Below are 14,764 nucleotides of genomic sequence, written 5' to 3'. Positions count from 1 at the left end.
CCTTCCCCCGGACCCCCATCCCCTCTTCCTTCCTAAACTTTTTGGGCCGCTTCGCGGGGTGGGCTGAACTGGGGAATGGCTCGTTCAATGTAAGGAATGCCTTTACGGTGTGGCGAAAAAGCAATGCTGTATGGAATCCGTTCCTCCTAAAGAAAAAAAGACCGCGATTCGGGCAGAGAAAACGGCGCGCATCTTCTGGAGAAGAAGCACGCCGTCATTCCGTTTTCTCTGCCCGAATCGCGCAACCGGCCCGCCGGAGGCGTCCTCCACGCCGTCGTCCCGCCGACCTACTCCTCCTTGGGCCGCCTGGCCTCGACCGTCTTGCCGGGCTTGAGCTCGAAGGTCTGGCCGAAGATTTCCACGGGCACGATCTTGTCGCCCTGGTGGAAGGCGGTCATGTTCACGCGGTCCTGTTCGATGACCAGGTCGAACCAGATGGACCGCCACAGGAAGGACAGGCGCATCTCGCCCCAGTGCGCGGGCGGGTCCGGGTCGACCTTCATGGGGGTGGAGGACAGGTTGAGCCCGGCGAAGTCCTGTTTGATGACCTCCAGGGTTCCGGCCATGACGCCGGTGTGGATGCCTTCCACGGTGGTGCCGCCCTGGGTGTCGTGGATGTCCGAGTCCATGGCCTCCATGAACCAGTCCCAGGCCACGTCGCTCGGGTAGATGTACTTGGCGATGACCGCGTGGACCACCTTGGACAGGGTGGAGCCGTGGCTGGTCCGCTTCTCGTAGAAGTCGTAGTTGTCCTTGAGCAGCTTGACCGGGTCGTCTATCTCGTGGCCGAGCTTGCGCAGGATGCGGGCCACCTCGTCGGGTTCGAGGATGTACCAGGTCATCAATGTGTCGGCCTGCTTGGCGACCTTGTAGTTGTCCGGGGAATCGCCCTCGGCCTTGAGGATGCGGTCCATGCGGTGGATGGAGTAGAACCGCTGGCGGTAGGAGTCCCAGTCCAGCTCGGGCAGGTCCATGTAGCCGTCGAACTGGCTGATGATCCCGTCCTCGGTCATGATGACGTTGAGCTTGGTGGTCATGTCCCGCCACTTCTCGATTTCCTCACTGGTCAGGCCGATGTGCGCGCCGACCTGCTTGACGAGCGTGGGCGGCAGGGCCTCGAGGATGAACAGGGCCTTTTCGAGCAGCCAGACGACCATGATGTTGGTGTAGGCGTTGTCGCGCAGGCCGGGTTCGGTCGCGCCGGGCAGCTTCTCGTGGAACTCGTCCGGACCCATGACCCCGTCGATGTGGTACTTGTCCTCGGCCTCGTCGTAGGTGGCGATGTTGCCCCAGAACCGGGCGATGTCGAGCATCAGTTCCGCGCCGTGTTCGCGCAGGAAGGTCTGGTCGCCGGTCCAGGACACGTAGCGCCAGGCGTTGACGAAGACCGCGATGGACACGTGCCGCTGGCGGCGGGACAGGTCCGGCCCCCAGGACTTGGCCTCGGGGTTGTAGTGGACCTCCTGGGTCTCCTCGCTGCCGTCGTCCGCAGTCTGCCAGGGGAACATGGCCCCCTTGTAGCCGTTTTCGCGGGCGTATTCGCGGGCCGCGTCGAGGCGGTTGTAGCGGTACATGAGGAGCGCCTTGGAGATGTCCGGGAAGTTGGCGTCGAAGAAGGGCAGGATGTAGACTTCGTCCCAGAAGATGTGGCCCCGGTAGGCCTCGCCGGACAGGCCCCGGGCGGGCATGCCCGCATCGCGGCCCGCGTTGTGCGGGCTGGCCGTGACCAGCAGGTGATAGACGTGCAGCCGGAGCACCCGCTGGACGAAGCGGTCGCCCTTGACCCGGACGTCGGCCTTCTGCCACAGCCCCTTCCAGGACTTGGCGTGCGGGCCGTGCACGCCCTTGAAGGTCTTCACGGCCTTGAGCCCGTCCTGGCACAGCTCGCGCAGGTCGCCCGGCTCGCGGTCGAGCGAGGTACGCACGTAGACGAATTTCTCCAGCCCGTAGCAGTGGTTTTCCCTGACCTGGACGCAGATTTCCTCGGAGACCTTGGACCGGTCCTGGACCACCTCCTTGCGCACCTCGACGGGCTTGCCGTCCTCGAGCAGGCGGGTCTTGGCGGCCATGACGATCTGGTAGCGCGAATGGGAGGTCTCCATGTGCAGGTAGATGCCCTCCCCGCCCTTGCCGCCGCCCACCCGGTTCAGGTGATGGGTGTTCAGGCTGGAGTAGCGGGCCACGCCCTCGTTGCTGACGTTGCCGTCGAGCGACGAGCGGAAGGTCAGCTTGGCCGAATAGTTGAGCGGGGTGTAGTCGAATTGCAGGGCCAGCAGGTGCGGCTCGGCCATGGAGGCCACGCGCCGGGAGGAGATGCGGGTGATGCGCCCCACCTGGTCGCGGACCACCAGATGGCGCTCCATGACGGCCTCGCGCATGTTCAGCCGATGGGAGTAGCTCAGGATTTCCATGGACAGGGGCGAGACGAACTCGCCGTTGCCGATCTTGACGGAAACGGGCAGCCAGTTGGGGCAGTTGACCAGGTCGTTGTTCCAGATCTCGCGCCCCTCCACGTCGCTGGGGGTCTTGTTGAAGATGCCGGAGATGTAGGTGCCGGGGTAGAAGTAATAGGACGAGCACTCGCACTCGTAGGCCCCGCGCGAGCCGAGGTAGCCGTTGCCCACGCAGGTTAGGGTCTCGCGCAGCTTCTCGTCGCCCGGCTCGAAGCCGTGGTAGGTCAGGTACCATTCGTCCGTGGCCATGCCGGACTCGAACCATTCCATGAGGTCGTCCACGGAGATCTCGCCCAGGTCGGACACGACCATGTCGGCCCCGAACCGCTTCAGCATCTCGCCGCCGATGTTCCGGGCCACGCCGAGCGTCAGCCCGAAGTTGCCCGCGCAACCGGCCTGGACGCCGGACAGGGCGTCCTCCACCACGGCGCACTCGCCGGGGACCAAGCCCATCTTTTCGGCGGCGGTGATGAAGATGTCCGGCTCGGGCTTGCCCTTGAGGTCGAGCTCGGCCGAGACCACGCCGTCCACGTGGGCGTCGAACAGGTCGGTCAGCCCGGCCAGCTCCAGGACGAGCATGCCGTTGCGGCTGGAGGTGGCCAGGGCCACGAGCACGCCGTTGCGCTTGAGCTCCTTGACCAGGGCCACGGAGGTGTCGAAGACCTCGGGCCCCTGTTCCTTGAGGATTTCCTGGAAGAGCGCGTTCTTCTTGTTGCCGATGGCGCAGACCGTGCCGAAGCCGGGCGCGTCCTCCGGGGTGCCGGGGTCGAGGCGGATGTTCCGGGACTTGAGGAAGCTGAGCACGCCCTCGAAGCGCGGCTTGCCGTCCACGTAGTTCTGGTAGTCGCTGGTGCGGTCAAAGGGCTCGAACGGGGTGTTCGTCTCCTCGGCATGGAGCTTGAGGAATTCGTTGAACGAGGCCTCCCACGCCTGGGCATGCACCTTTGCGGTCCGGGTGATGACGCCGTCCAGGTCGAAGACGACGCCCTTGAGTGTGATTGCTGCCACGGATCACTCCTTTGAATGTTGATTCTCCGGTGTCCGGGTCACAGGGTACCCAGAATGGTCACGAGCATGTCCGGCTCGGGCACGATGAGCGCCGCGCCGGTCAGGCCGGTCACCCGCTTCGCCAATTCCTCCTTGCGGGTCACGAAAATTGCGCGCGTGTCCGGCGACAGGGCCAGGGCGGCCTCGAGCATGGGCACGTCCGAGCCGGTGTCGCCGCAGATCAGCCCGACCCCGCTTGCCAGGCCCAGGCCGAGCTCTTCGTTGAGGAACTTCACGCCGTCGCCCTTGTCGAAATCCTTGAGCCCCCCGTTGCTCTCCACGGTGAGGATGATCTCCACGTCCAGGCCGGTGTCCTCGATGCGGAAGTTGCGCCCGCCCGGGTCCAGGTCGCGCACCAGGCCTTCGAGGGTGGTCAGGAAGGCCTCGGACTCGGCCTTGTCGATGGACCCGCCGATGTCCTGGCGGGCCACGGTGGATTGCCCGAACTTGAATTGCAGGCCCGAGCCGATGAGGGTGAACTTCTCGTGTTCGGGCCGCCCGGTCAGTTCGGTCAGCCGCGCGTTGAGCGCGTCCATGGCCGCCTGCTTGTCCGGGGTGATGTCCAGCCGCCGGACCAGGCCGTCGCGGTCCAGGCACTCGCGTCCCTTGGACGCCGCGTAATAGAACTCGCCGTCCGGGTTGACCGATATCCGGATCAGCCCGTCCAGGGGGGCCGAGGTCAGGATGACCGGCTTGTCCACGTGGGTGCGGGCGAAGCGGGTCAGGAAGACCGCGTTGTATACGGACTGGATGGAGGTCAGGTAGCGGGCGCAGTAGTTGTTGACCGTGCCGTCGCGGTCCGTGACCAGGCTGTCCAGGTCGACGCCGCGCAACAGCTCCCGGCCGCGCCCCACGTATTCGTCGAAATCCGGGTGGAAGTCGGCCAGCATCTCCAGGAAAGTCTCCTCGCCTTCCTCCAGGTAGAAGAGGTCCTTGCGGGTCTCGTCGATCTCGTAGCCCATGTCCAGGGTGATGGTCCGGCCGCCGGAGAGGCGGAGACGTCTGCCCCCCTCCTCCTCGGGCACCGCTTCGAGCGATTCCAGGAGGTTGGACAGGGAGGCCGGGATGTCCCGATCGACCGTTTCCCTGTTGAGGATCGCGGCCACGGCCCGCTTCCGGAGGTTCCGGGAAGCGGCCATGAGCGCGTAGAAATCCTTCAGCGTCTTCAGTTCAACGTGTTCGATACCGGCCATCCGCCCTCCTTTTAGTATGTGAAACGCACGGTGTAGTTGATCACCTTCCCCTCCTTGCCGACGGAGGGAGCGACGCCCTTGAGATCGAATTCGATGGTGCCCGCGTCCTTGGCCGTGTACGGCGTGTCCGCGTTCAGCACGGTCCACTGCCCGGCCAGGGATTCCATGAGCCGGATGTCCTTGGGCTCGGGCGAGCCGTTGCGCACTGTGATGCGCCAGCCGACCTCGGCCGCGTTCTTGCCGATGCGGTTGAAGCTGGTCTGCACGCGCTCAACGTTGACGTCGAAGGAGCGACCGATGACCAGCCGGACCTCGCCGCCCTCGGCCACGTGGCCGATACGCGCCTCGCCCGCCAGCAGCTTGGTGCCGTTCGAGTCGGGCATGAACACGCGGACCACGCCCGCGGGCATGGGCTTGCCCAGGTTGTTCGCCTGGGTGTCTGTGAAGAGCAGGGCCGATTCCACGCTCTGGTCGATCTTGCCGGCGCGCTGGTTCGGGCCGCTGTGGAAGCGGCTGGACAGTTCGGTCGTGACCGGGATGTTCGCGGCCGAGAACAGCCCCACCTGTTTGGAGCCGGACGCCGGGATGGCGACGTACCGGCCCAGGTCATACACGTGGTACTGGGAGAACGACTCCTCGGCGGCCATGGCCGGAGCCGGGGCCGATTCCATGACCATGCCGTCGGCCATCATGGCGTTGGCCCGCATGAACATCTTGGGCGCGGCCGCCCGCTGCACGTCCCCGGCGATGAGGCGCAGGTCCGCGCCGGGAAAGGCGTGGTTCGAGCTGTTCTCCACCGTGGCCCAGGCGTCCAGGTCGGCGGTGCCGCCGGACTGGCTCACGGTCAGGTTGTAGTCCGCGCGCCAGGTCAGCCCGCCCATGAGATAGCTCAGGGCCACGTTCTTGCGCCCGGCCACCTGGCTTCGCGTGGTCAGGGTCAGGGTCGGCTCGGCGTCGAGCCCCTTGGGCATCTCGGGCAGGAGCAGGGCCTCGTAGGAGCCCACGTAGACCTCCTTGCCCATGGCGAAGATGGGCCGGTCCGCGTTGGCCAGCAGCTTGGCCTTGCGCAGGATGCGCGCGTTGGCGTCCGCCGGGTCGGGCAGGATCACGGACAGCTCCTTGCCGATGTAGGCGTCGAGGAGGTTGGCCGCCGTGATCGGCTTGTAGGAATATTCGACGTCCTGCACTGTCATGTCCGGGGCCGTGGCCCGGATGGAGGACGGATCCACGGTGGACGGGATATCGGTGAAGACCACGGCGGCGGCCCCTTCGGGCAGGGTCACCACGCGGGACTCGGTCACTTGCGCCTGGCCGGAATTGTACACGGCCAGCAAGGAACCGGCGGCCTGCGCGGCCCCGGCGAGGGGAACGAGGAGAAAAAGCACTATGGCGAGCAGCGGGGTGGCGGAAAAACATGGCCGATTCATCGGTCCTCCGGGGTTGGTTCGAGGGTGCGTAGGGACAAAGTATCAGTGCCTAGCCTCCAAGATACACGGCCCGGATCGTTTTTGCAAAAATATAACAAAGAATATCACCACAACCATAGACTGCCCCGGACCACGGCGGACAGCGGTCCCGAACCGGACCGGCATCCATTTCCCGACTCGCCATCAAACCCGATATCTGGTAGAAGAAGACCCGCATGAAAATTCTCATTATCGATGATTCCAAGGCCACGGCGATTCAGCTGACCGAGATGCTGCTGGGCGCGGGCCATACCGACGTGTCGGACGTGGACAGCCTGGACCTGGCGCTGGACACCCTGCAGCGTTCCGTGGCCGGGGACACGCCCGTGGACCTGGTGCTCATCGATCTCGAGAACCACGACACCGACGGCATCGCCGCCATCCTGACGCTCAAGTCCCATCGCGAGTTCGAGGAAATCCCGATCATCGCCGTGGCCCCGAACGACGGTTCCGACGAGCTGGACCGCGCCTTCGCGGCCGGGGCCTCGGACTACATCGTCAAGCCCGTGGGCCGCACCGAGCTGCGCGCCCGGGTGCGCTCCGCCCTGCAGCTGCGCCGCGAGATGCTCAAGCGCATGCTCCGCGAGCGCGAATTGGAGCGCCTGGCCCGCAAGCTGGAACGCATGTCCAACCAGGACGGACTGACCGGCCTGGCCAACCGCCGCTGCTTCGACGACACGCTCATCCGCGAATGGGTGCGCAACGGACGCGAGGACAACCCCCTGGGCCTGCTGATGATCGACATCGACCACTTCAAAGCCTACAATGACGCGCTGGGTCACGTGGACGGCGACATCTGCCTGCGCGGCGTGGCCCGGGCCATCCGCGACGCCACCAACCGGCCCGGCGACCTGGTGGCCCGCTACGGCGGCGAGGAGTTCGCCATCATCCTGCCCAACACCGACTTCGACGGCGCCCGCGTGGTAGCCGAGAACATCCACGCCAACCTGGGCAGATCCTGCATCAGCCACCCCAACTCCCAGGTGGCCTGCAACGTGACCGTGTCCATCGGCGTGGCCGCCACCGTGCCCACCTGCGACACCACCCCGGAACACCTCATCCAGGCCGCCGACCGCGCCCTCTACCAGGCCAAACAGTCCGGCCGCAACCGCACCGAATCCATCTGCCTCCCCGGCCCCGACCAAGTCCGGCAATAGGAATCGGGGGAAGGGGAAGAGGGGACCCTTTGCAAGGGGGCCCCTCTTCCCCTTCCTCCGACCCCTCATCCCCATCTCCCCCCGAAACTCTTTGTCGCCGCTTCGCGGGATGGATGCACGCCGTTGCGGTGGGTTCGTCACCAATGAGAACGCACACCATATGGAGCGACTCGGGTGCACCGCACCCGACAGCGGCTCTCCCCCGCGCTCGCACAATGCAAGGCTTTCGAGAGGGGGCCAGCTGTGCATTTTCTTCCGGCCGGGTCAACCGCAGCGTGCCCCAGCTCTTAGGCCGAGCTAGCTTGGTCTTAGAGATGACGACAGCAGCGATAGCCGTCTACGTGAGGATTGGACCGGCCGGGAAAAATGTGCAGATGGCCCGCTCTCGGAAGCCGCGCGCCGCGCAAAAGGAAAGAGGGGCCATGCGCTCCGGGGAGGAAAGCGCATGGCCACAGGGATGTGGGCGGCCGCCTGCAAGGATCAAGCGACCGCGAGGAACTAGGGGGAATACGAAAAACTAGCGAAGGAAATGGATGGACAGGTAGCTGCCGCAGCAGGGGCACACCTTGACCGGAGAGGTTCTGCCCTCGTCGTCGCGGATGACCGCCTCCCAGGGGATGAAGCCGTCGAGGGTGTACTGGACCATCAGCCTGTGACCACACTTGCAAAAACGTTCCTGCATGACTCTCTCCTTGCTTGTATCGCACCGTGGTGCGTGTGTCGTACTTATTGACTCAACGTGATTCTTTAATAAACAGTCCTCGGCTTTTCTGTCAACTATTTTTTTACATTTTGTTGTGCTTTTCCCTACAAATTGTCTACTTTTAAAAATCGTATGCTATTTCAGAAAGATACAAAAAGGCCCCCGGTGCGCGATGCGCAGCGGGGGCCCGGTTTGGCGATGGGAAAAGGAGTCAGCGGTATTCGCGGGAGGCCCAGAGAATCTGGCCGATGACGCGCACGTTGTCGAGCTCGTCGCCGGACAGGTGGATGGGCGAATAGTCCACGTTGTCGCTGCGGAGCACCAGGGTGCCGGGGAGGCGTTCCACGCGTTTGACCATGACCGTGTCCTCCACGCCCACGGCGTAGATGCCGCCGGACAGGACGTCGGTGCGCGACTGGTCGATGAGGACCATGTCCCCTTCCTTGATCTCCGGCTCCATGGAGTTGCCGATGACCTCCATGAGGACCATGTTGGCCGGGTTGCCCCGGTGGTTCAGCCAGTCGGAGCGGAAGGAGTAGTACCCTTCCACCTGGCCCTCGGTCTCGAACGAGCCGCCGCCCGCGCAGAGCCGGGCGCGCACCTTGGGAATCTCCGCATAGCACGCCCCGTCCTCGGCGGCGGCCGCTAGGGCCGCCTCGGGCCGGGGGAAGCCCTTGCCCTGCTCCAGCCACAGCGGGTTCAACCCGAACCGGGCGGACAGGTCCAGAATCCAGCGGGCGGGCACGGCGTTCTTGCGCTTGGCCAGGGACACCGCCGCCCGCCCCACGTCCAGCTCGCGGGCCAGCTGGGACTGGTTGTTGATCTCCGTTTCCGAACAGAGACGCTTGAAAAACGCTTCAAATCCGTTGCTCATTGTTGCGCCTTGGTTAATGAATGTTGCTGAACAAATGTTTACTATCGATTAACCAGACTGTCAACCATAGAAACAGTCTTTGTCGATTCAAACGCACGGTCCCGGAAGCCTTGATTCGGAGACGACGCGTGCCCTCTTTACATATTATAAATAGATAGGCCCGGGGTGGAAGCAGGAAGGCTTCCACCCCGGACCGTTGTTACCGTGGGTCAGAGATGCCGTGTGCGATCAGATGACCTTGAGCCGACCGTCCAGGGCCAGACCAGCGGCCGGGGACAGGACGGGCAGGCTCTTGATGTGGGCGATGATCTCGTTGCGGTAGACCAGCCCGGTGTCGGACTTGGCCAGGGATTTGATGTCGAAGCCCACGATCCCGCCGGGCACGCCCCCGCCGATGGGGTTGCCGTTCCAGCTCTCGCCGTAGCCGCCCGCAGCCACATAGGAATTCATGGCCACGCGAAAGGTCTTGTCCAGCACGTCCTTGAGCGGCGCGCCCTGGATGACGATGCTTGAGGCCGTGGCCCCGACGGCCGAGCCGTTCAGGTTCAGGATGTAGCGCAGGCCGGAGGAGAAGTGCAGGAACCCGCGCGACACGTAGCCGGTCACGTCCACCCGCTTGTCGCCCTTCAGTTCCTCGGGCCGGACCAGCCGCTTGGCGTTGCTGTCGAGCATGGCCGCGATCTGCCTGCCGGTCATCTCCACCAGGACCACAGTGTCCGCGAACGGCATGACGTTGTACCAGTCCTGGAAGGTCAGCGCGCCCGACGTGGGGATGCCGCTGGCGAACCCGGTGGCGTTGAACAGGCTGACGTCCACCCGCCCCTCGGGAAACGTCGCGGACCGCGCCACCAGGGCGTCGTTCATGAAGTTGGCCAACTCCATCTCCCGCGTGTACCGGGCCGCGAAGACCTCGTCGGTGGACACCGGCGGGTTGCCGGTCACCCTGCCGATCTCCCCGGCCATCTTGCCCGCCAGGTTGGCCATCAGGGGCGCGACGTGCGCCGCCTCGAAGCCGGCGTGGAAATCCCTGTCGTGCTCCAGCCCGGCGAATTTGGGGTCTCCCTCGGCCACGCGCTCGTCACGTTTTTTGATCTTGTGCAAGCGGGCCTCCACCTTTGGTTCGCCGCCCGGGTTGAGAATCATGGTGACCTCGCCCACGTGGCTGGCCCGGCCGCCCGCCTGAACGATGGGCACGCCGCCGACCACGTTCTCCGGGGCCAGGCCGTCCTCGTTCAGCGCAGTGTGGGTGTGACCGCCGATGACCAGGGCCGGGCAGGACGCGGACTTGGCCACGGCCTCGGCAATCAGCTTGTCGCCCTCGCTCAGGAAGCGGTCCGCCCCGGCCTTGCCCGAGCGCCCGTCGGACAGCCCGTAGCCGCAGTGGGACAGGACCACGAGCAGGTCCACATGGCGGCTCAGCTCCGGGACCAGGTTGCGCACGGCCTGAACCGGGCTGCCCACGTCCAGGCCGGGGTCCTTCTCGGTCTTGGTGTGGGTGTCCACCGGGGTGGTCAGGCCGATGAGCCCGATGCGCACGCCCTTGGCCACACCGATGACCGCCGGGTAGTAGTCGCGGCCGCTTTTCAGGTGCGCGGAGCCGAACAGATTGGCGGACAGCAGCGGGAAGCGCGCGGCCTCGCGGATGCCCTTGCGCAGGACCGCCGCGCCCCGGTCGAACTCGTGGTTGCCGAGCGCCCCGCAGTCCAACCCGGCCGCCGTGTAGACCGTATAGGCCGGGTCCACCACATACTCGTCCGTGCTCCAGCCCACCAGTTCGTCGAAGACCGACCCGGTGTGATCGTCGCCCGCGTCGAGCAGCAGGACAACGTCGTCCGGCCCTGCGGCGGCGCGCCGGGCCTCCACCAGGGCGACCATCTGCGAGAACGGATGGGTGGTCCCCTTCTTCGTGTTGGGCAGGGAGATCATGTTGTGCAGGTCATTAAAATGCATGATGTGCAACACTTTGGATTTACTTGCACTTGATTCTGTAGGCAGGGGCGCGCCGGAGATGGCGGAGACCGGCCCGGCCAGGGCGTCGCCGCTCAGCCAGTAGAGCTGTTCGAACGCGCCGTGGGGGTTGGGGGTGCCCGCCTGGGCCATGAGGCTGCCGGGCGCGGCCTGGGCCGCGCGGGCGGGGAAAAAGGGCACGGCGTCGAGTCCGGCGCCGAGCAGCGTGGTCAGGGAAAGCTTGATGAATTCACGACGGGTTGCCATGCGGATACTCCCTTGAATTGAAAGATAAAACGGGCGTCGAGAGACGCCCTGTTCAGGGGAGGATACATGGCGGTTGCACGCCGGAAGTGAACACGGTGCGGCAATATGGAGACAGCTTGGCGACGGTCGTGCCGCCGCCCGGCCCGCGTGTCGGGCCGGGACGTGGGCCCGCCTAGATCAGGTCCTTGTAGTCCTTGGCGGCGGCCGTCACGGAGCGCAGGCTGAAGTTCAGCTCCAGCCGCTCCACGCTGGCCTCATCGAGGACCACCTCCACGGTCTGGCCCAGGTAGAAGGACTGGCCGGTGCGCTCGCCCACGAGCATCTCGCGCAAGGGCCAGTAGGTGTAGTAGTCGTCGTCCATGGTGGACAGCCGGACCAACCCCTCGGCCATGACCTCCTTGAGCTCCACGAAGAAGCCGAAGTCGGTGATGTGCGAGATGACCGCGTCGAAGGTCTCGCCCACCTTGTCGCGCATGAACAGGACGGTCACGCGCTTGAGAATCTCGCGCTCGGCGTCCATGGCCACCCGTTCGCGGCTGGACAGCTGGTTGGCCACGTTGAGCAGCTTCTTGTGGCCCGGCACGGGCGCGGGCACGCCCTCGCCCTCATGCAGGGCGGCCTTGACCAGCCGGTGGACCACCAGGTCGGCGTAGCGCCGGATGGGTGAGGTGAAGTGCGCGTATTCCTCGCTCGCCAGGCCGAAGTGGCCCTCGTTGTCCGGCGAGTACTTGGCCTGCTTCATGGAGCGCAGAAGCATGCGGTTGACGATGTACTCCTTGTCCGTCCCCTCCATGGAAGACACCAGCATCTGGAGCTTCTTGGGGGTGATCTCCTTGGGCATGACCACGGACTTGTCCGTGCGCGACAGCAGCCGGAACAGGTTCTTGAGCTTCTCCTCGTCCGCCGCGGGATGGATGCGGAACATGCAGGGCAGGCCGCGCTCCACCAGGAAGTGGGCCACGGCCTCGTTGGCCGCGATCATGAACTCCTCGATGAGCTGGTTGGCGAAGTTGCGCTGCCTGGGCCGGATGTCCTCGGTCTCGCCGTGCACGTCGAAGAATATCTCGGGCTCGGGCAGGTCGAAGTCCAGCGACCCGCGCTTGACGCGCAGCAGATTGATCTTGCGGGCCAGCTCCTCGGACAGTTCGAGCATGGCGATCAGGTCCGGGGCGATGGTCTTGCGGGACTCGGCCTGTTTCTCGATGATCGCGTCGCGCACCTGGGAATAGGTCAGCCGGGCGTGGCTGCGGATGACCGCCGGGAACAGCTCGGTCTTCACGGTGCGCCCGTCCGGGTCGGTGTCCATGCAGGCCACCATGGTCAGGCGCGGCACGTCCGGGTTGAGCGAGCACAATCCGTTGGACAGCTTCTCCGGGAACATGGGCTCCACGGACCGGGGGAAATAATAGGAGTTGCCGCGCTCGAACGCCTCGCGGTCGAGCGGCGAGCCCTCGGGCACGTAGTGGGACACGTCGGCGATGGCCACCCACAACCGGTAGCCCTTCCCCCGCCGCTCCACCAGGACGGCGTCGTCGAAGTCGCGGGCCGTGGCCCCGTCGATGGTCACGAACGGCTTCTTGGTCAGGTCGCGGCGGCCCGCGAAGTCCTTCCTGGACGGCTCGGGCGGCAGGGTCTCGGCCTGGGTCATGGACCCGGACGGGAAGCGCGTGCGGATGTTGTGGTTGGACTTGACCAGGGCCTCCTGCACGGCAATGTCGGTCTCCTCGCCCAGCCGCTTGGTGATCTGCCCTTCCCACATGGTCGGGTCGATGCGCTCGCCAGGCGCGCACAGGGCGATCTCGCCCGGCTTGACCTTGATGGACTCGTCCTTGAGCGTGGCGATGATCCCGAAGTTGAGCCTCGGGTCCGACGGGCGGCAGAGCCATTCGCCGCCGGTCATCTTCTTGACCACCTTGACCGGCAGGACCTTGCGCCCGCGCTCCAGGATGCGCACGATGCGCCCCTCGGCGTTGCGCCCGGCCTTGGGTTCGCCGACCACCGAGACGACCACGCGGTCGCCGTGCCAGGCGTCGTTCAGGTCGCGCTGGTTGACGAAGACGTCCTTGCGCCGGGAGTCCTCCGGGACCACGAAGCCGTAGCCCTGGCGCTGGATTTCCAGCCGCCCGGTGATGCAGTGCATGGACTCGGCCAGACCGTAGCCGCGCCGGATACGCACCAGCTTGCCGTTCTGGACCAGTTCCTTGAGCTGGTCCTTGACCAGGGCCTTGTCCTTCTTCTTGAGCTTGAGCTGGCGGATGATCTCGGCCCGGGACATGGGCCGCTTCACTTCCTTGAACAGTTTGAGCAGCACGGCCGGGGACAGGGGCGGCGTGGAAGGCCTGGGTTGAGAGCGTTTCTTTTTAACCATTGTCGTCTCCCTTGGCGGACGGCAGGTCCGCCTCGTGCCGGGCTTTGTAATCCGCCGCGTGTTCGGCGCGATCCGCGCGGCGCAGCCTGAAGGAATCGTAGCGCCGGTCCCACCAGGTGGAGAATTTCGCTTTCTCGCCCAGGGTGGACGGCCCGAACTCCAGGCTCAGGTCGAACTGCCAGAAGATCTCGGTGCACATGGCCCCGAGCTTGACCGCGTCCTTGGGCGTGCACAGGATCGCCGCGCAGCCGAGCTGGGCGGCCTCCTGGACCAGGTCCAGGACGTCCTGTTTGGAATAGGTGTGATGATCCCGGAAGACCCGGTGCCTCTTGGGCGGATAGCCGAGGTACGCCTCGGCCGTGGCGCTGACCTGGGCCGGGTCGCCCACGCCCGTGGCCAGCAGGTACGGCTCGCCCTCGAAGTCGCGGACGGTCTCGCCGCCGACCACGCTGCGCAGGCCGGTGGGCGCGAGCCGGAAGCTGAACACCGGCTTGCCGAACCGCAACAACCGCTCCAGGATGCGCGGCTTGAGCAGGGCGAACCCCTTGGGTCCGACCTTGATCAGGAAGGCGTCGGCGCGCTTCAGCGCGGCCTCTGGTTCGCGCCAGGAGCCCGCCGGGATGACCCGGTTCCACCCCTCGCGCAGGTCGTCGGGCCGGAGCAGCACGAGATTCACGTGCCGCTGCACGGCCATGTGCTGGAACCCGTCGTCCAGGATGATCAGCTCGGGGTGCGCCTTCCGCATGGCCAGCTTGCCCGCCCTTGTGCGGTCCGGGTCCACCAGGACCAGGGTCTTCTCGTGGGCGCGGGCGAGCATCAACGGCTCGTCCCCGGCCTCCTCGGCCAGCGCGCCCGGCTTGACCTCGTAGGGCAGATGGTCGGGCTTGGCCCGGTAGCCGCGCGTCAGCAGGGCCACCGGGATGGACTTGGACTCGGCCCAGCCGAGCAGCCAGTCGGCCACCGGGGTCTTGCCCGAGCCGCCCCAGCCGATGTTGCCCACCGACACGGTCAGCGCGGACGCCTCCCAGCGGGGCAGCAGCCCCCGGCGGTACAGCTCGGCGCGCACGCGCATGACCCCGCCGTAGACCCAGGAAAAGGGACGCAGCAGCGGATACAGGGCGCGTTGCAGATCGGTCACGGTCTCGGGCATGTCGCTCCAGGGAAAAGATTCGTCATTGAAGAAGCATACGTCCCTCCCATGCCGCTGGCAAGGGATTGTGTCGCCTGCGGCGACCGGGGGAAGGGGGAAAGGAAACCCTTTGGAAAGGGTTTCCTTTCCCCCTTCCCCC

At 65.7% G+C, this 14,764-nt stretch carries 9 protein-coding genes; 1 reads left to right on the top strand and 8 read right to left on the bottom strand.

What is annotated here, in order from left to right:
• Nucleotides 1–287: 287 nt before the first annotated feature.
• From AB6M95_RS17740 to AB6M95_RS17730, 3 genes are read right to left on the bottom strand one after another with little or no spacing between them, the layout of a single operon-like run.
• Nucleotides 288–3,461 carry an HAD-IA family hydrolase gene (locus AB6M95_RS17740; RefSeq protein WP_371388082.1) on the bottom strand — a complete coding sequence of 1,058 codons (3,174 nt, stop codon included), beginning with the start codon at nt 3,459–3,461 and terminating at the stop codon, nt 288–290.
• A 38-nt stretch (nt 3,462–3,499) separates the two neighbouring features.
• Nucleotides 3,500–4,693: a trehalose 6-phosphate synthase gene (locus tag AB6M95_RS17735; protein WP_371388081.1), complete on the bottom strand. Its 1,194-nt coding sequence runs from the start codon at nt 4,691–4,693 to the stop codon at nt 3,500–3,502.
• An 11-nt stretch (nt 4,694–4,704) separates the two neighbouring features.
• Nucleotides 4,705–6,120, bottom strand: coding sequence for a DUF4139 domain-containing protein (locus tag AB6M95_RS17730; RefSeq protein WP_371388080.1), 1,416 nt, complete (start codon nt 6,118–6,120; stop codon nt 4,705–4,707).
• Between the two features lie 215 nt (nt 6,121–6,335).
• On the opposite strand from AB6M95_RS17730, the gene AB6M95_RS17725 reads away from it, so the two are divergent.
• Entirely contained in the window at nt 6,336–7,316 is a 981-nt protein-coding gene (locus AB6M95_RS17725) for a diguanylate cyclase (protein WP_371388079.1), read from the top strand.
• Between the two features lie 517 nt (nt 7,317–7,833).
• Here the strand turns inward: AB6M95_RS17725 and AB6M95_RS17720 are convergent.
• From AB6M95_RS17720 to lpxK, 5 genes are all read right to left on the bottom strand, one after another.
• Nucleotides 7,834–7,998 carry a hypothetical protein gene (locus AB6M95_RS17720; RefSeq protein WP_338668112.1) on the bottom strand — a complete coding sequence of 55 codons (165 nt, stop codon included), beginning with the start codon at nt 7,996–7,998 and terminating at the stop codon, nt 7,834–7,836.
• 232 nt (nt 7,999–8,230) lie between these two features.
• Nucleotides 8,231–8,893 carry a LexA family transcriptional regulator gene (locus AB6M95_RS17715; RefSeq protein ID WP_371388078.1) on the bottom strand — a complete coding sequence of 221 codons (663 nt, stop codon included), beginning with the start codon at nt 8,891–8,893 and terminating at the stop codon, nt 8,231–8,233.
• Nucleotides 8,894–9,121: 228 nt separating this feature from the next.
• Nucleotides 9,122–11,107: a bifunctional metallophosphatase/5'-nucleotidase gene (locus AB6M95_RS17710; RefSeq protein ID WP_371388077.1), complete on the bottom strand. Its 1,986-nt coding sequence runs from the start codon at nt 11,105–11,107 to the stop codon at nt 9,122–9,124.
• 172 nt (nt 11,108–11,279) lie between these two features.
• Nucleotides 11,280–13,475 carry a ribonuclease R gene (rnr, locus tag AB6M95_RS17705; RefSeq protein WP_371388076.1) on the bottom strand — a complete coding sequence of 732 codons (2,196 nt, stop codon included), beginning with the start codon at nt 13,473–13,475 and terminating at the stop codon, nt 11,280–11,282.
• Nucleotides 13,468–14,625, bottom strand: a complete 1,158-nt coding sequence (gene lpxK / locus AB6M95_RS17700) for a tetraacyldisaccharide 4'-kinase (protein WP_371388075.1) — start codon at nt 14,623–14,625, stop codon at nt 13,468–13,470. The genes rnr and lpxK overlap by 8 nt, the downstream gene beginning before the upstream one ends.
• Between the last annotated feature and the right edge of the window lie 139 nt (nt 14,626–14,764).

The organism is Pseudodesulfovibrio karagichevae (assembly GCF_041414475.1).
Taxonomy (GTDB): domain Bacteria; phylum Desulfobacterota; class Desulfovibrionia; order Desulfovibrionales; family Desulfovibrionaceae; genus Pseudodesulfovibrio; species Pseudodesulfovibrio karagichevae.
This window is presented reverse-complemented; position numbering and strand designations above follow the sequence as displayed.